Annotated in this window: 17 protein-coding genes and 1 pseudogene; 7 read left to right on the top strand and 11 right to left on the bottom strand. The window is 65.3% G+C overall.

The genetic code is table 11. From position 1 onward, the window contains the following. Positions 1–16 precede the first annotated feature (16 nt). Positions 17–469 (bottom strand): succinate dehydrogenase hydrophobic membrane anchor subunit, encoded by a 453-nt coding sequence (locus MTX34_RS01240; RefSeq protein WP_027496419.1) that lies wholly within the window; start codon positions 467–469, stop codon positions 17–19. Continuing rightward, entirely contained in the window at positions 469–879 is a 411-nt protein-coding gene (gene sdhC / locus MTX34_RS01235) for a succinate dehydrogenase, cytochrome b556 subunit (protein ID WP_082073728.1), read from the bottom strand. The genes MTX34_RS01240 and sdhC overlap by 1 nt, the downstream gene beginning before the upstream one ends. A gap of 265 nt (positions 880–1,144) precedes the next feature. On the opposite strand from sdhC, the gene MTX34_RS01230 reads away from it, so the two are divergent. Further along, the gene (locus MTX34_RS01230) at positions 1,145–1,558 is read left to right on the top strand and encodes a cytidine deaminase (protein WP_243608164.1); all 414 of its coding nucleotides are present in this window, start codon (positions 1,145–1,147) and stop codon (positions 1,556–1,558) included. After that, positions 1,551–2,834 (top strand): thymidine phosphorylase, encoded by a 1,284-nt coding sequence (locus MTX34_RS01225; protein WP_243608163.1) that lies wholly within the window; start codon positions 1,551–1,553, stop codon positions 2,832–2,834. Before MTX34_RS01230 ends, MTX34_RS01225 begins: the two co-directional genes overlap by 8 nt. Positions 2,835–2,843: 9 nt before the next feature. Here the strand turns inward: MTX34_RS01225 and MTX34_RS01220 are convergent, their stop codons facing one another. Further along, positions 2,844–4,211, bottom strand: a complete 1,368-nt coding sequence (locus MTX34_RS01220; protein WP_243608162.1) for an aspartate aminotransferase family protein — start codon at positions 4,209–4,211, stop codon at positions 2,844–2,846. After that, on the bottom strand, positions 4,208–4,672 hold the full coding sequence (locus MTX34_RS01215) for an Lrp/AsnC family transcriptional regulator (protein ID WP_243594834.1): 465 nt from the start codon (positions 4,670–4,672) through the stop codon (positions 4,208–4,210). Before MTX34_RS01215 ends, MTX34_RS01220 begins: the two co-directional genes overlap by 4 nt. A 142-nt stretch (positions 4,673–4,814) precedes the next feature. On the opposite strand from MTX34_RS01215, the gene MTX34_RS01210 reads away from it, so the two are divergent. After that, on the top strand, positions 4,815–6,320 hold the full coding sequence (locus MTX34_RS01210; protein ID WP_243608161.1) for a gamma-aminobutyraldehyde dehydrogenase: 1,506 nt from the start codon (positions 4,815–4,817) through the stop codon (positions 6,318–6,320). After that, positions 6,317–7,738: pseudogene (locus tag MTX34_RS01205) on the top strand (NAD(P)/FAD-dependent oxidoreductase). Before MTX34_RS01210 ends, MTX34_RS01205 begins: the two are co-directional and overlap by 4 nt. Before the next feature lie 73 nt (positions 7,739–7,811). On the opposite strand, the gene MTX34_RS01200 reads toward MTX34_RS01205, so the two are convergent. Together MTX34_RS01200 and MTX34_RS01195 are read right to left on the bottom strand one after the other, a co-directional pair. Then, a complete protein-coding gene (locus MTX34_RS01200) occupies positions 7,812–8,666 on the bottom strand; it encodes a universal stress protein (protein WP_243594837.1) in 855 nt (284 codons plus the stop codon). A 19-nt stretch (positions 8,667–8,685) separates the two neighbouring features. Next, the gene (locus tag MTX34_RS01195) at positions 8,686–10,188 is read right to left on the bottom strand and encodes an APC family permease (protein WP_243608160.1); all 1,503 of its coding nucleotides are present in this window, start codon (positions 10,186–10,188) and stop codon (positions 8,686–8,688) included. Between the two features lie 245 nt (positions 10,189–10,433). Between MTX34_RS01195 and MTX34_RS01190 the strand changes: the two genes are divergently transcribed. Beyond that, positions 10,434–11,558, top strand: coding sequence for an adenosine deaminase (locus MTX34_RS01190; RefSeq protein WP_243594839.1), 1,125 nt, complete (start codon positions 10,434–10,436; stop codon positions 11,556–11,558). A 20-nt stretch (positions 11,559–11,578) separates the two neighbouring features. Here the strand turns inward: MTX34_RS01190 and MTX34_RS01185 are convergent, their stop codons facing one another. The 5 genes from MTX34_RS01185 to MTX34_RS01165 are packed head-to-tail and all read right to left on the bottom strand — an operon-like array spanning position 11,579 to position 14,999. Continuing rightward, entirely contained in the window at positions 11,579–12,859 is a 1,281-nt protein-coding gene (locus MTX34_RS01185) for a primosomal protein (RefSeq protein WP_243608159.1), read from the bottom strand. Positions 12,860–12,874: 15 nt separating this feature from the next. After that, positions 12,875–13,189, bottom strand: a complete 315-nt coding sequence (locus MTX34_RS01180; RefSeq protein WP_243594841.1) for a YbaB/EbfC family nucleoid-associated protein — start codon at positions 13,187–13,189, stop codon at positions 12,875–12,877. Next, complete coding sequence (locus tag MTX34_RS01175) at positions 13,186–13,524, bottom strand: hypothetical protein (RefSeq protein WP_243608158.1); 339 nt, start codon at positions 13,522–13,524, stop codon at positions 13,186–13,188. Before MTX34_RS01175 ends, MTX34_RS01180 begins: the two co-directional genes overlap by 4 nt. 11 nt (positions 13,525–13,535) lie before the next feature. After that, positions 13,536–14,660 carry a C40 family peptidase gene (locus tag MTX34_RS01170; RefSeq protein WP_243608157.1) on the bottom strand — a complete coding sequence of 375 codons (1,125 nt, stop codon included), beginning with the start codon at positions 14,658–14,660 and terminating at the stop codon, positions 13,536–13,538. 6 nt (positions 14,661–14,666) lie between these two features. Then, on the bottom strand, positions 14,667–14,999 hold the full coding sequence (locus MTX34_RS01165; RefSeq protein ID WP_243608156.1) for a type VII secretion target: 333 nt from the start codon (positions 14,997–14,999) through the stop codon (positions 14,667–14,669). A 133-nt stretch (positions 15,000–15,132) separates the two neighbouring features. Here MTX34_RS01165 and upp point away from each other — a divergent pair, with 133 nt between their 5' ends. Together upp and MTX34_RS01155 are read left to right on the top strand one after the other, a co-directional pair. Beyond that, positions 15,133–15,756 carry a uracil phosphoribosyltransferase gene (gene upp, locus MTX34_RS01160; RefSeq protein ID WP_243608155.1) on the top strand — a complete coding sequence of 208 codons (624 nt, stop codon included), beginning with the start codon at positions 15,133–15,135 and terminating at the stop codon, positions 15,754–15,756. Between the two features lie 80 nt (positions 15,757–15,836). Further along, a complete protein-coding gene (locus MTX34_RS01155) occupies positions 15,837–16,685 on the top strand; it encodes a DUF2797 domain-containing protein (protein WP_243608154.1) in 849 nt (282 codons plus the stop codon). The last annotated feature ends 3 nt before the right edge of the window (positions 16,686–16,688 follow it).

The raw sequence follows: 16,688 nt of genomic DNA, 5'->3' as shown, positions 1-16,688 counted from the left end.
GTAAGCGTCAGTGTCCTTAGCTCGCCGAGATGTTGGGATCGAACGTGAAGATGACGTAGGTGCCGACACCCATGATCAGGATCATCGACAGCACCAGCAGCGTGGTCAGCCAGAATCGCGTCGAGTCCTTGCGGGAGTAGTCCGCGATGATCGTCCGGAGGCCGTTACCACCGTGCAGCTGAGCCAGCCACAACATCGTCAGATCCCAGAACTGCCAGAACGGGCTGGCCCAGCGACCGGCGACGAACGCGAAGTTGATGCGGTGCACACCGTCGTCGAGCATCAACATGATGAACATGTGTCCCAGGACGAGCACGACGAGTGCCAGGCCGGAGAATCGCATGAACAGCCACGCGTAGAGCTCGAAGTTGCCCTTGCTCTGGCGTCGCGGCGAACGCGGGTTCGCCAGGCTGGCCGGACGGTCGTAGTTCGTGCCGAGGACCTTCGCCTCGGGACCCTGCGTCGACATCAGTGACCACCCGCCGTGAACATGTTGTAGAAGATTCGTCCCGCGCCGGGGATCATGACGACGAGCCAGACGACTGCGATCGCCCACAGCATCGGCTTCTGGTACTGCGGTCCCTTGGACCAGAAATCGATCAGCATCACCCGGATGCCGTTCAACGCGTGGTACAGCACTGCTGCGACGAGACCGATTTCCATCAGACCGACGAGCGGAGTCTTGTAGGTTTCGATGATGGCGTCGTACGTCTCGGGGTTGACCCGAACCATCGCCGTGTCGAGGACGTGGACGAACAAGAAGAAGAACGTCAACACGCCAGTGATGCGGTGCAGAACCCAGGACCACATGCCCGGATCCCCGCGGTACAGAGACCGCTTGCGCTCCTTGACCGGAGCGACTTCCGTCGTGCTACTCATCGAGTGCAATGCCTCCAACGTCGTTGGTGGACGCATCGAGCCCCGGTAGCCGGTCTTGCCTGGCTCGATTTGTCGCGATTCGGCCCTAGTGCTGGTTGTACTAGCCGCTTACTCGAAACTGTAAACCCATTCGAAACACGGAACTAATTCGACTCGAGGTTCGTACGGTGCCGAAATGCGGTGTTAGGTTTGCCTTCCCAATTGATGGACGTTGTTTCGGTCGGATCTCTGCATCAATTCAGACGCCGTGCTTGGATGGGTAACCATGAACGAAATCGACTGGAATACGTTGCGCGACAATGCTCATGAGGCAATGGGCCGTGCGTACGCCCCGTACTCGAACTTTCCGGTCGGCGCAGCAGCTCTGGTGGACGACGATCGGATTGTGACCGGGTGCAATGTGGAAAATGTCTCATACGGTTTGGGGCTCTGTGCGGAGTGCGGGTTGGTCTCGAACTTGCACTCGACCGGCGGCGGCAGACTCGTGGCCTTTTCCTGTTGCGATTCCCGGCGTGAAATCCTGATGCCGTGCGGGCGATGCCGACAGCTGCTGTACGAGTTCGGCGGCCCGGATCTGCTCGTCGACACCGTCTCGGGACCGGCTCGCCTGGCAGAGTTGCTCCCGAACGCATTCGGCCCCGACAACCTCGACGAAGGACGCGTGAACAACCATGCCTGACGCCGTATCCATCATCAGCGCCAAGCGCGACGGTCGCGTTCTGGACGACGAGCAGATCGAGTGGGTGATCGCGGAGTTCACTCGCGGAACCGTCGCGCCGGAACAGATGTCGGCACTCGCGATGGCAATTCTGTTGCGCGGATTGTCTCGCCGGGAACTGAGCACGTGGACCCGCGCGATGATCGCCTCCGGTACCCGCATGGACTTCTCCGCGCTACCGCTGCCCACCGTCGACAAGCATTCGACCGGTGGTGTGGGAGACAAGATCACGTTGCCGCTGGCTCCACTCGTGGCCGCCTGTGGGGCCGCGGTACCGCAGCTGTCGGGTCGAGGGCTCGGGCACACCGGGGGGACGCTCGACAAGCTCGAGTCCATCCCCGGGTGGCGAGCAGATCTCAGCGGTGAGGAGATGCATCGCATCCTGGCCGATCCGGCGATCGGTGCCGTCGTGTGCGCCGCCGGTGCCGATCTGGCTCCGGCCGACAAGAAGCTCTACGCGCTGCGAGACGTGACCGGCACCGTCGAATCGATTCCGCTGATCGCCAGCTCGATCATGAGCAAGAAGATCGCGGAGGGCACCGGTGCGCTGGTGTTGGACGTCAAGGTGGGCGGTGGCGCGTTCATGAAGAACGTCGACGATGCGCGCGAACTCGCGACCGCGATGGTCGAGCTCGGAACCGATGCGGGCGTACGGACTCTGGCGGTGTTGACGGCGATGGACACCCCACTCGGGCTCACCGCGGGCAACGCGCTCGAGGTGGAGGAATCGGTCGAGGTACTCGCGGGAGGTGGTCCGGCCGACATCGTGGAGCTGACGATCACGCTGGCGCGCACAATGCTTGCCGCGGCCGGCATCGAGGGCATCGACCCGGCCGACAAGCTCGCCGACGGGTCCGCCATGGATCGGTGGCGAACGATGATCGCCGCGCAGGGCGGCGATCCCGATGCCGCGCTCCCCGTCGCCCGGGAGAGCCAGGACTTCACCGCCACGGCCGACGGCGTCGTCACCGGGTTGGACGCGATGGGCGTCGGCCTGGCGGCGTGGCGTCTCGGGGCAGGTCGCGAACGACAGGGTGAGCCGGTGCAGAGTGCAGCCGGTGTGCGTCTGCACGCCAAGCCCGGCGATCGGGTGCGTGCAGGAGATCGGCTCGCAACCCTGTACACCGACACCCCCGAGCGCTTCGAATACGCGCAGCAGGCACTCGAATCCAGCTGGGAGATAGGGACCACGGCGGTCGAGCCGAGCCCTCTCGTCATCGACCGCATCGGGCAGTAACGCCGTCGGTCAGATCAGGTTCCCCGCCTCGGTCAGAACGCTGCGCAGAATCTGTTCCATCTCGTCGAACTCCTTCTGACCGCAGATGAGCGGCGGAGCCAGCTGTACCACCGGATCGCCGCGATCGTCGGCGCGGCAGTACAGCCCTGCGTCGAACAGAGCCGTGGACAGGAACCCGCGCAGGATGCGTTCGGCTTCGGCGTCGCTGAACGTCTCCTTCGTGGTCTTGTCCTTGACCAACTCGATGCCGTAGAAGAATCCCTCGCCGCGCACGTCTCCGACGATCGGCAGGTCGTGCAGCTTCTCGAGCGTCGCGCGGAACGCCGGTGCGTTGTCTGCGACGTGCGCGTTGATGCCCTCGCGCTCGAAGATGTCGAGATTGGCCATGGCCACGGCGGCGGAGACGGGGTGGCCGCCGAAGGTGTAGCCGTGCGCGAAGCTCGACGTGCCGTCGTCGAACGGCTCGAAGAGCTTGTCGGAGGCGATCATTGCGCCGATGGGGGAATAGCCCGAGGTCATTCCCTTCGCGCAGGTGATGATGTCGGGTACGTAGCCGAAGTCGCTGCAGGCGAACATCGACCCGATCCGGCCGAAAGCGCAGATGACTTCGTCGGAGACGAGCAGAACGTCGTAGCGGTCGCAGATCTCGCGGACCCGCTCGAAGTATCCGGGCGGGGGAGGGAAGCAGCCGCCGGCATTCTGAACCGGCTCGAGGAACACCGCGGCAACCGTGTCGGGGCCCTCGAATTCGATGGCCTCGGCTATCCGGTCCGCAGCCCAGATTCCGAACGCCTTCGGATCGGTGTCCAGGGGAGCGGGGGCGCGGTAGATGTTGGTGTTCGGCACTCGGAACGCGCCCGGTGTCAGCGGCTCGAAGGGTTCCTTGAGCGCGGGGATTCCGGTGATGGCCAGCGCGCCCTGCGGGGTGCCGTGGTAAGCGATCGCTCGCGAGATCACCTTGTGCTTACCGGGTTTGCCGACCTTCTTGAAGTACTGCTTGGCGAGCTTCCATGCGCTCTCGACGGCCTCGCCCCCGCCGGTGGTGAAGAAGACGCGATTGAGATCGCCGGGGGCGTACCCGGCGAGCCTCTCCGCGAGCTCGATCGCGGGTTCGGTGACGTACGACCACAGCGGGAAGAACGCCAATTCCTTGGCCTGCTTCGCGGCAGCCTCGGCCAGTTCCTCGCGGCCGTGCCCCACCTGCACCACGAACAGCCCCGAGAGACCGTCGATGTAGCTCTTGCCGTTCGAGTCCCAGATGGTCGAACCCTCACCGCGGGTGATGATCGGGGGTGTGACCCCTGCGCCGTGGCGGGTGAAGTGGCCCCACAGATGCCTGGCTGCGGAAGCGTCGAGCTCGGATGTCGTTCGCGTCATCGTGTACCCCAATTGTATTGCTGCTTGACGAGTTTGAGATAGACCAGCGTTTCGGTGCTGGTGACACCGGCCAGGCTGCGGATCTGCTTGTTCAGGATCTGCAGGAGTTGTTCGTCGTCCTCGCACACCACTTCCACGACGACGTCGAACGACCCTGCGGTCAGCACGACGTAGTCGATCGCATCGATCGCCGACAGTTCTTCGGACAGCGCATGACTGTCCCCGGTGCACTTGATGCCGATCATGGCCTGCCGCTTGAATCCGACCTGCACCGGATCGGTCACCGCCACTATCTGCATGACCCCGGAGTCCGTCAGGCGCTGAACTCGTTGACGGACAGCCGCTTCCGAGAGTCCGACGGCCTTGCCGATGGCGGCGTACGAGCGACGCCCGTCCTCCTGGAGTTGCTCGATGATCGCCTTGGAGACGTCGTCGAGTGCGATGGGCGGTTGCTCGGGCATGGGTCGATCTTGTCACTGTCGCGGCCGTGAACACAACCCGTCGACGATGAAAAGCGTGTCGATTCTCGATCTGAACGACAGAATCGGTTGTCGAAAGGTTGAAAACAGAGAGAATCCGTGGAACCGACGGTACTCTGCAGTAATGGCGAACATTCCTGGTTGTTGGATCGGTGGACGCTCGGTCGACGGTAGCGGTGATCGGTACGAGATCGACGATCCCGCGACCGGAGCCGTCGTCGCCGACGTCGGCCTGGCCACCGCCGAAGACGTCGATTCTGCTCTCGCACATGCCCGATCGGCATTTCCCGCATGGTCCACTGCCACTCCCGCGCACCGCAGCACTGTGTTGATGGAGCTGGCGAGACTGGTTGCGGCCGATGTGGACGGTTTCGTGTCCGAGGAAGTGGCGCAGACCGGCAAATCGACAAGACTGGCAACGGAATTCGATGTTCCGGGCAGCATCGACAATATCGAGTTCTTCGCCGGAGCGGCGCGGCACCTGGACGGCAAGGCCGCGGCCGAGTATTCGGGTGAGCACACCTCGGTCATCCGGCGCGACGCCGTCGGAGTGGTCGGGTCGATCACTCCGTGGAACTATCCGTTGCAGATGGCGGTGTGGAAAGCGATGCCGGCGTTGGCAGCCGGGTGTTCCATCGTGCTCAAGCCCAGTGAACTCACGCCGTTGACCACCTTGCGGTTGGCGCGTTTGGCCACCGAGGCAGGTGTGCCCGACGGGGTGTTCAACGTCGTCACCGGAACCGGTGTCGACGCCGGAGTCGCGCTGTCCTCCCATGGGGGCGTGGACCTGATGACGTTCACCGGGTCCACTCCCGTCGGCAGGCGCGTGATGGCACAGGCGGCCGCGCACGGCACGCGGGTGCAGCTCGAGCTAGGCGGCAAGGCACCGCTGGTGGTGTTCGAAGACGCCGATCTCGATGCAGCCATCCACGGAGCCGTCGCGGGATCGTTGATCAACGGCGGCCAGGACTGCACGGCGGCCACCCGCGCCATCGTCGCAGAATCCCTCTACGACGACTTCGTTGCCGGAGTGGCGGAGTTGATGGGTCGCGTCGTGATGGGAGACCCGACCGACCCGGCAACCGACATGGGCTCGTTGATTTCCGTCGCGCACCGAGATCGGGTGGCGGCGATGGTGGATCGGGCCCGGGACGCAGGGGCGAGAGTGGTGATCGGAGGTCGCGTTCCTGAGGGCCGGGGTGCGTTCTATCCGCCCACCCTGATCGCCGATGTCGGTGAGCAGGACGAGATCTATCGCGACGAGGTGTTCGGTCCAGTGCTCACGGTCTCGAAGCATCACGGGGACGACGATGCGATCCGACGCGCCAACGACACCGAGTTCGGACTCGCCGCCTCCGCCTGGACCAAGGACGTCTACCGCGCAGGCCGAGCGACTCGGGAGATTGCCGCCGGCTGCGTCTGGATCAACGACCACATCCCGATCATCAGCGAGATGCCGCACGGCGGATTCGGGGCCTCGGGGTTCGGGAAGGACATGTCGAGCTACTCGCTCGACGAGTACCTCACCGTCAAGCACGTCATGACCGACATCACCGGTGTGGCCCGAAAGTCTTGGCACAGAACGGTCTTCGCGTCCGTCGATGCTGCAAGGCAGGGAGATGTCCGATGAACGCACCATGGGCAACCACACCCACCGATCGCGGCGTGGCGATGGTGGCGGGCGCGGCACCGGAGTCCTACTGGCTCGACCGTCCCGAACGCCCGGCACCGCGGGCACGCCACACTGGTTCGACTGCAGAGGATCTGGTGATCGTCGGCGGCGGGTTCACCGGCCTGTGGGCGGCGGTGCACGCCGCCGAAGAGAATCCCGACAGATCGATCGTGTTGCTCGAAGGCGACCGCATCGCGGAGGGTGCAACCGGACGCAACGGGGGCTTCTGCGCGGCCAGCCTGACGCACGGATTGAGCAACGGGCTCGACCGCTACGCCGACGAACTACCCGAGTTGCTGCGCATGGGCACCGAGACGCTCGACGCCATCTGCGCGACTGCGGACCGCTACGGAATCGACGCCGACATCGAGCGCACCGGCGAACTCGACATCGCCAATTTCGACTGGCAGGTGGACGACCTGAGGGAACTCAGCGACGAGGGGAGGCGACTGTCGCAGCCGATGGAATATCTCGACGCCCATGCGGTGGCGTCCAGAGTCACCTAGCCGATGGCGCGGGGCGCATTGTTCGACCCCGACGTCGCCATGATCGACCCCGCCAAACTGGCCTGGGGCCTGGCCGATGCGGCGGAGTCGCTCGGCGTTCGCATCCACGAGAACACCCGAGCGCTGTCGATCGACAGATCCGGCAACGGTATTCGAGTGAAGACGGGCTACGGCACCATCGATGCCGCCAAGGTTCTGCTGGCCACGTCGGCATCGAAATCGTTGCGCCGCAAACTTCGTCACTGGATCGTCCCGGTATGGGATTACGTGATCATGACCGAACCGCTGACGTCGGCGCAGCTCGCCGACATCGGCTGGTCGGGCCGCGAAGGATTGGCCGACTCCGGCAACAGATTCCACTACTTCCGGTTGACGGCGGACAACCGCATCCTGTTCGGCGGGTGGGACGCGCATTACTTCTACGGTAGCGACACCGACCCACGCCGAACCCAACATCCCGAAGAGTTCGCATTGCTTGCCGAACACCTGCTGCAGATGTTCCCGAGCCTCGAAGGAATTCGCGCCACCCACGCCTGGGGCGGATCGATCGACACGTGCTCGCGGTTCAGCGCCTTCTGGGATCTCGGCATGAACGGACGGGTGGCATCGGTGGCCGGGTTCACCGGCCTCGGCGTCGGCGCGTCGCACTTCGGCGCCCGCACCGCCCTCGATCTCCTCGACGGCAAGGACACCGAACGGACACGCCTGAAGATGGTGCGCACCAAGCCGTTGCCGTTCCCACCCGAGCCCCTCAAGTCGATCGGCATCAACATCACTCGTGCGGCATTCGCCCGAGCCGACCGGAACGAGGGACGGCGGGGACTGTGGCTGAAGGGCATGGACGCGCTGGGACTCGGCTTCGACAGTTAGAGCGGCTTCGCCGCACGTGCACGGAAATTCGTTCTCTACTACGAACTATCGCTCACATGCGGCGAAGCCGCTCTTACTCGTGCGGGACCACGACCACCGGCACCGGGGCAGCACGCAGAATCTTGGCCGCACTCGAACCGAGGAACACCCGCTTGGGAGTTGCCAAACGACTCGACCCGAGAAACAACACATCTCCCGGCTTCCAGTCGAGGTTGCCCATCGCCTCGTCCAACGAGGACCCGTCGGCGACGATCGACTCCAGGCCGTCGATGTCGGGGAGAGTACGTGCTGCGAGCTCGAGGTTCTCTTGCGCGGCAGCGACCTGTCGGCGACGCGTATCCAGCGAGGTCTCGTCACTGGGGGCCCCGGTCGATTCGAGCGAGACCAGCGACACCAGTCGAACCGGTACGTGCGCCGCGCTGGCGATTGTGATCGCGAACGGTAACGGATTGGGGGAGGAGGCCCGAGTGGGCACGGCAACGGTCAGATCGGTGATCGGCGCGTCCGAGAGCCGGTAGCCCCGAGGGGCAAGTGCCAGCGGCACTTCCGAGGCATGCAGCAGCTGACCGGCGACCGAACCGATCGAGTGCCGGTTCAGCAGGCCGTCTCCGGCACCGCCGACGACGATGAGGTCGGCATCGGTGTGTACGGCGAAGTCGATGAGGGCGCGGGCGAACGACTCGTGCGAGAGCACGTGCGTGGTCGCCTCGATGCCCGACGGCACCTGGGCGGCTGCGTCGTCCACCCAGCCCTTCGCCCTGGCCTCGAGGATTTTTCGGTACGGTCCGCTGCCTTCCATGACAGGGTCGTCGACAGCCATGACCAGAACGATGTCGATGGATGCGTCGAGGGCGCGAGCGAGGGCGATGGCCAGGGCTACGCCGTCGTCGCCGCTGGGGGTGGCGAGATAGCCGACGGTGATCTTCATGAGTTTCGGTCCTTCTCTTCTAGTAAGTGTCCGGAACCTTGACTTCGGTGGACGCGGTGAGTGTCTTGCCCTGGAAGAAGTCCTTGTTCCCCACGAAGCGCAGCAGCATCAGCGGAATGCCGAGTACCAGCATGCCGACACCGAGAACGAAGACTCCGCCGACGGGACCGTAGACGGTGAAACCGTAGTCGGGCTTGATCATGTCCACGGCGCTCTGGACGAACGCCCATGTCATGGACAGCCCGCCGAGAAGTGGAAAGATGCCGCGCATGAACAGGTTTCGGACGGATGAGAACAGCGTCCGGCGGAAGTACCACGTGCACGCGTATGCGGTGATGCCGTAGTAGAACGCCACCGCGAGCCCGAGCGACGCCACCGAATCCTGCAGCGCGTTGGCGCTGACGAAGGTGAGCACCAGGTAGAACATCAGGGCTGCGGCACCCATCACGAGTGTGCCGAAACCGGGCGTCATGTACTTGGGGTGCACGCTGGCGAACCGCTTGGGGAGGGCCTCGTAGTCGGCCATCGACAGGGTTCCGCGCGCGGTCGGCAGGATGGTCGTCTGGGTCGAGGACAGCGCCGAGATGGATACCGTCAACAGCAGCAGCGACGCCACGATCGAGCCGGCGACCGGGCCGCCGAGGATGGTGAGCACATCGTCGACATTGTCCGGATTGTTCAGGCCGATGCCGGTATCGCCGAACCCCGCGAACGACTGCACCGCGTATCCGACGAGAACGTAGGTCGCGACGAGGATCAGCGTCGTGATCACCGCGGCGCGTCCCGGCGTCTTCTCCGAGTCCTTCGTTTCCTCGCCGACGGCCAGGCAGGCATCCCAGCCCCAATAGATGAAGATGCACAGGATGATGGCCTGCGCCGCGTCGGACATCGTGACTCCGGTCGGCACCAACCAACTCCACTGGGGCGTGATGGCCTGCGGCCCTGCGGTCCCTGCCCCCACCTTGACCAGTGCCGTCACCGACACTCCGATGAGCACTCCGAACTGCACGACCAGCAGCACGTTCTGCATACGTTCGCTGATGAGGATGCCGCGAAAACTGACATAGGTCATCGAGGCGATGAAGAACGAGCCGAGGGCGACCTTTGCGGCGGTGGACTCCGCCAATCCCGACAGCCCCAGGAACTCGAACAGGTAGATGGCGGCGATCTCGGCGACGTTGGCCAGCACGATGATCGCCGAGACTGCGAGTCCCCATCCCGCCATCCAGCCGACCCAGGGTCCGAATGCCTTGGTGCCCCAGGTGAACGACGTTCCGCAGTCCGGGGTGTCGCGGCCGAGTTCGCGGTATGCGAATGCGGTGAGCAGCATCGGAACGAAGGCGATGAGGAACATCGAGGGTGCTTTGTCGCCGACGGCGAGAACGACGTAGCCGAGGGTCGCGGCGAGGCTGTAGGCCGGCGCGACCGCCGACAGGCCGATGACGATGTTGCCGACCAACCCGAGTGCGCCGGTGTTGAGTCCCTTCCCTGGAAGGGTGTTCGGCGGTTCCACAGTGGACATATGTCTCTCCGAGGTTCGAGTCGACCGAGGACGTCGGAGGGGACCCGACAAGAATCGGCCGCGTGTGTGCGATGAACACTACGATTTCCGTCGCCGATCCGCTGTGTATCGACGGAATTGTTTTCATCGGAGTAACAAAGCAACGAAATACCTCGAAGAATCGGGAGGGATCGGGGGAATCCGCGGACTCGCCGAGTGGCAATGACCGGCGCGCGTGCGCGCGGGCCGCACGCTACCGTCGTCACATGAGCACCGCGGAGAACACTCAGTCCTCGATCGGTGGCAGTGCGCCACTCGATCTCGCGTCGATCAGGACAGCTCCGAAGGCGTTGCTGCACGATCATCTCGACGGCGGGCTCCGCCCGCAGACCGTGCTGGAACTGGCCGACGAGTGCGGTTACGGCGATCTTCCCGCCACCGACGGCGCGGCACTGGGTGAGTGGTTCCGCGAGTCCGCGGACAGTGGCTCGCTCGTGCGGTACCTCGAGACGTTCGCGCACACCGTCGCCGTGATGCAGACCCCCGAAGGACTGTTCCGAGTGGCACGTGAGTGCGCCGAGGATCTGGCCGACGACGGCGTCGTGTACGCCGAGGTGCGCTTCGCGCCGGAGCAGCATCTCGAACGCGGCCTGACCCTCGACGAAGTGGTCACCCACACGCTCGCCGGATTCGAGGCCGGGATCTCCGCGGCCAAGGTTCGCGGCAAGAACATCACGATCGGCACCCTGCTCACCGCGATGCGGCACGCGGCGCGTTCGCGGGAGATCGCCGAACTGACGGTCCGATTCCGTGGCCGCGGCGTCGTGGGCTTCGACATTGCCGGTGCCGAAGCGGGATTCCCTCCCAGCCGCCACCTCGACGCCTTCGAATACATGCGAGCGAGCAACGCACACTTCACCATTCACGCAGGAGAGGCGTTCGGTCTGCCGTCGATCCAGGAAGCAGTGGCGTTCTGCGGCACCGACAGGCTCGGTCACGGGGTTCGGATCACCGACGACATCACCACCGACGACGCCGGTACACACGAACTCGGTCTGCTCGCCGCCTACGTCCGCGACACGAGGATGCCTCTGGAGTTGTGCCCGAGCTCCAACGTCCAGACCGGTGCCGCCGAATCGCTGGCCACGCACCCGTTCGATCTGCTTGCCCGACTACGATTCCGAGTCACCGTCAACACCGACAACCGGTTGATGAGCGACACCTCGATGAGTCGCGAGATGGCCAAGCTCGTCGAGACGTTCGGCTACGGCTGGAGCGATCTCGAGCGATTCACCATCAATGCGATGAAGTCGGCGTTCCTGCCGTTCGACGAGCGACTGGCGCTCATCGACGACGTCATCAAGCCGGGTTACGCAGTATTGATCGGCTGACCGCCCGACCCGACCGGCGGCTACTTCTTGCGTAGTCGGCTCTCGAACTCACGCTCGAGGGCGCGCCACGCCTCGGCCTCGACGTCGAACGGTGCGCTCGGAGCCAGCCGATCGGGACTGGGTTCGAGAGTGTAGGAGACGTACCAACCCAACGGCGTGGACGTGGCGAGCGCCTCGTCCACGGAATCGTCACCGGCGAAATCGGCTGCATCGGTAAACAATTCGACAGCCAGGTCCAATTGGTCGACGTCCACTGCAGTGGGGCCCTCGGCGAGATCGTCGGCCAGACCGGGCAGCACGTACACGTTGTCGTCGGTGATCTGAATGTCGAGTGAACCGTCGATAGCGGCGGTCTGAACGTCCGAGTACGTGCTGACCTGCGCCAGATCGTGGTCGTGGTCGTCGGCCAGATACCGGGCCAGCGAACGCTCGGAACCGAACACGCTGATGGCACCACCGCGGCCGAGGAACACCGGCTTGTCACCGAGGTAGCACCGCAGGGTGTACACCGTGTCGTCCGAGGTGATGATACGAATCGGGTCGATGCCGACGGTGGTCCAGAACGTCTCCTCGGCAGCTGCCGCGGCGATCGGATCCCGGTCCACCTCGGCTGTGTCTTCGTCCGAATCGTCGTCGTCCGAGTCGTCGTCGGAATCGGAGTCGATGTCGTCGGTGACATCGTCGGCGTCGACGGCGTTCTCTGCCGCGGCGGTGATCTCGGCTTCGGCGACGGCAACGGCAGCGGAGTCGACAGCGGGCGAGGTGACGATGGAATCGACTGCGTCGAGGACGTCGTCCCAGTGCTTGGCGACCGCTGCTCCGATGCGGTCCCACAGCTCGCTGCCCTCGCGACCGAGGAAGCTCTCGACGCCTCCGCCGACCGCGCCTACGAACGAGTTGGAACCGAAAAAGCTTGTGATGGGCCGTAGTTCGCAGACATCTCCGATCGAGGAGACGATGTCGAAGGTGGCCTGCAGTTCGGCGAGAACGTCCGCTTCCGGGTCGGAAGCCACCAGCTCCGGTACCGCCACCAGATCGAAGCGGTGTAGATCGTCGGGCTCGAGTTCGTGTGCCGCCAGTGCGGAGACCACCCTCCACGACGGATGGTCGACCAGGTCGTTGTCGTCGTCGGACCTGACGAACGCCGCAAGCTCGGCGACGGTCGAGAATCCGTACAGGTCTTCCTCGTGTCCGAGGAATGCCTCCCACTCGTCGTCGCCTTCTCGCCACTCCGGTGCCCACAATGTGGAGAAGTCACCGGCGGTGAGACCGAGTTCGATCGGGATGATGTCTCCAGCCATGGCGCGAAGCCTATCTCAGGAGTCTGTGAAGGAACCCTGCAGACTTTGCAGGATCGCCTCGCGCTGGTCGAGTGCGGCGGCGGCGGCCTCCGCGGCCGTTCCGGTGATCGTCGCAGCGAGTGCGTGGGCGGCAACCGATCGGAGATTCTCGGCGAGTTCGAGCTCGACCATGGCACCGGATCCATCGGCGACGACGGTCACCAGGTTGTCCGGCGAGGTGCGTCGAATTCTGATGCGGTCCAGACGCTCGTGCGTTTCGCGAAGCGCATCCAGTCGGTACTGAGCGCTGCCGACCAGAGTGTCGAGTTCGGTGGTGTAGTTGTGGGTCATACCTGCTTCAACCAACTCGTGGGTGCGGAGTCCTCTGCGAGATTCTCGTTCGCTTCGGCGGCGACTCCGGCCCGGGTGGGCAGACCGAGGCGATCGAGAACCTCGGTGGGAACACCGTCCTCGGCCAGTAGCGTGCGGCGCTGAGCTCGTGCGGCCGCACTCGCCCGTAGGCACTGCTGGAGAATCGTCGACGCCAATGCGCCTCCGCCGTATCGCAGTTCGCGCTCGTCGATCGCGATCCCGATCGGCAGTCCGTGTTCGGTGGCGCGCACCGTCACCGATCCCGATCGAGTTCCCGATACCGCGCTGACGACGGTGGTGTCCGAGTCCGTCATCGGCCGGCCCTTCATTCGGTCGGACGGTAGAAGCCTTTGAAGCCCATACCGCTGTTGGTCGTTCTGATCGGTCCCACCTGTACTGGATCGCCTGCCTCGACGAGCTGACCGTTGCCGATCACCATGGCCACGTGTCCGTCCCAGACTGCGAGATCACCGGGCATCACCTCACCCGGTGCCACGGCGGAGCCGATGTCCTGTTCCTGCGCCAGACGCGGAATCTCGACGCCCTGCTGGGCGTACGCCCACTGGGTCAATCCGCTGCAGTCCAGTCCGCTGCCCGGCGTGGTGCCGCCCCACGCGTACGGCACACCCTGTTGAGTCAAGGCGCTGCGGACGGCACCCGCGGCCTCGGCGTTGGGCGCAGTGACGGTACTGCCGTCGGGTAGCCGTACGTCGACTCCCCGGCCGGTGTGCTCGCGGGAGCGGGCGGGGTCGGCTCCCGGATTGCCCAGGTAGTTGTGTGCACCGCCGGTGCTCGTTGGCTCGGCCCCGGCCGCAGGCGACGTGACGGACTGCGCGAACGTCTTCGCCAGCTTCTCGCCTGCTTCGATCACCTGTGATGTCGCGGGTGAGGTCATGAGATTCGAGGGGGAGCCGGGGGACGGTGTCGGTCCGCCGACCACGGGGGCGGGAATGGTCGGCGGAGCGGCCAGTTCACCGACTTTCGCGGTGTGGACGGCCAATTCGCCGCGAACTCGGGCCACCACCACGAGGGCTCGTTCGAGGTGCTCGATGGCTGCCGTGATCAGCATCGTCTGTCCGGGCGGGGTGGCGATGATCGGCCCGGCCGACAGTGCGATTCCCACGAAGGACTGCACGATCGCCTGCAGTTCGAGGAAGCCTCTATTGGTGTCGCGGCAGGCCTGATCCACGACGGCAGCGATGTCGTCGGCGTGGTCGGCGAGGGCGATTGCGCTCGTATGAGCGTTCTCGGCGTAGCGAATGGCCGCGTCGGCGGCCTCACCGTTCCAGTTGGCAGCGAGCTCCGTGACCGCGACCCTGCCGATTCCCTGCGCCGCCTCGATCGCTGCCGAGGACACCCGCAGCACGTCGGCCGGTCCGCCGGTGGGGAGCGCGCCGTTGCCGAACGCTCCGAGTAGATCGACGATGGGACGGGCCAGAAGATCTATCATCGGCGCTTACCGTGCGTCCTGCGCGATACCGGCGGCCGAAGCCGCAACGGTTGCGCCGGTGCCGGCATCGGTGAGGGCATACGACACCGCGGAGGCGGTGGCCGCGGAACCGATGCTCGCCACAGCGCCGGCCAGGCGCACCACGGCATCGGTGTGCGCCAGATGGGTGCCGGTGACTGCGCCGAGAAACTCCTGTCCGATCAAACCGAAGACCGGAGCCAGCACAGCGGGGCCGCACGCAGCCGCGGCAGCACCCGCCGCGGCGATCTGCTCGGCCATGGTCGACGCCACCGCACCGTATGCGAGGACCCCCTCGGTTTCCACGACGAGCTCGGCCATCGGTGCCCCCTGAGAATGCAATCGATTCACGGCCGCCGAATGCGACGCCCAACTGGTTCGACGCGGGTGCCCGCCATTCGGTTCCCGTGACTTGCCGTTCGCGTCCTGCCCCCGAAGTCCTATCCTTGTCGGCATGGAAACACACGTGGTCGATCACCCACTGGCCGCAGCCCTGCTCACCAGGATGCGGGACGAGCGCAGCGACAATGCCACGTTCCGGTCGGCTCTGCGGCAGCTCACCCACATGCTGGTCTACGAGGCCACCCGCGATGCTGCGATCGACACCTTCGAGGTGCGTACGCCCGTCGCGGTCACCGAGGGCACTCGGCTGGCCCGCCCGCCGTTGCTGGTCCCGGTTCTGCGCGCAGGCCTCGGCATGGTGGAGAAGGCCAGTGGTCTCATCCCGCAGTCCCGCGTCGGTTTCGTCGGGATGGCGCGCGACGAGGAAACCCACCAGCCCGTGCCGTACATGGAATCCCTACCCGACGACCTGTCGCAGACACCGGTCTACGTCCTGGACCCGATGCTGGCCACCGGCGGATCGATGGTTCATACGATCGAGCTTCTCGTCGGCCGCGGGGCGGCGGACGTCACGGCCATCTGTGTCGTTGCTGCTCCCGAAGGTGTTGCCGCGCTGGAAGCCTCGGGTCTGCCGGTGCGACTGGTGGCAGCGAGCATCGACGACGGCCTCAACGTCAACGCCTTCATCGTTCCCGGCCTCGGTGACGCCGGCGATCGTCAGTTCGGCCCGCGCTGATCTCCGATACCGCCGACCGGTTGGTCCTGGGAGTCTCCTGGCCCTCGGAGGCGTCGCCTGAACCGCGCCCGAGACTGCGGGTGCTCGACGTCGAGACCGAGCAGATCGAGTTCCACGAACTGGTCGGCCGCAGGCTCGGCTTCCATGCGCCGGGTGCGGCGACCGATCGGTACTGCACCGGGCGCACGGCTTTTCGGGCCGACGGCCCGCCGCGCTACGTACCGTGCCCAGGCCGGGAGCGAGCCGTTGTGTCGGGGCAGTGCGCGACGTGCGCCGACAAGGACAGCTTTCGGTTCGTGCACACCGTGCATCGCAGCGGGTTCGTCTCGCGGGATCTCGAAAAGCATGTCATGCAACCACATTGGCTGTATCTGGCGGCGTTTGCCAACGGCACCTTCAAGATCGGGACGGCAGCGGACACGCGTAAATGGGGCCGGCTCGCCGAGCAGGGTGCCATCTGTGCGCGGTACGTCGCCCACGCCGATGACGGAAAAGCCGTCCGGGTGGCCGAGGATCTCGTGACCGAATCGATGGGGCTACGGCAGGCGGTGCGGTCCACGGCGAAAGCCGCCTCGCTGTGTCTGCCGATCGACGTGGGCAGGCTCGAGGCCGCCACCGCTGCCCGGGCCGAGCAGGTCCGCAAGATGCTGACCGAGGCAGGGATTGCAGGCTGCACCCCGATCGACGAACGCTGGGCCCCGCCCGCAGGCCGGGAAGCGTTGAGCGAGAACATCAGTCGCGTCGCCTACCCCGCGGATGTCGCAACGGGTTCCCACGGACTCGAGATCAGGACGTGCGTCGGGCAGGCGGTGATCGCGACCGTCGACGACGACACGTACGTCGCCGATCTGGCGGCACTCAAGGGTCGACGCATCGAACTCGGGGCCTTCACGTCCGATTTGCCTGCGGTGCAGTCGGCGCTGTTCTGAAGG

The sequence above is a fragment of the Rhodococcus sp. ARC_M5 genome (assembly GCF_022810405.1).
GTDB lineage: Bacteria > Actinomycetota > Actinomycetes > Mycobacteriales > Mycobacteriaceae > Rhodococcoides > Rhodococcoides navarretei.
Note: the sequence above shows the minus strand (reverse complement) of the source record. Positions and strands in the feature narration are given on the sequence as shown.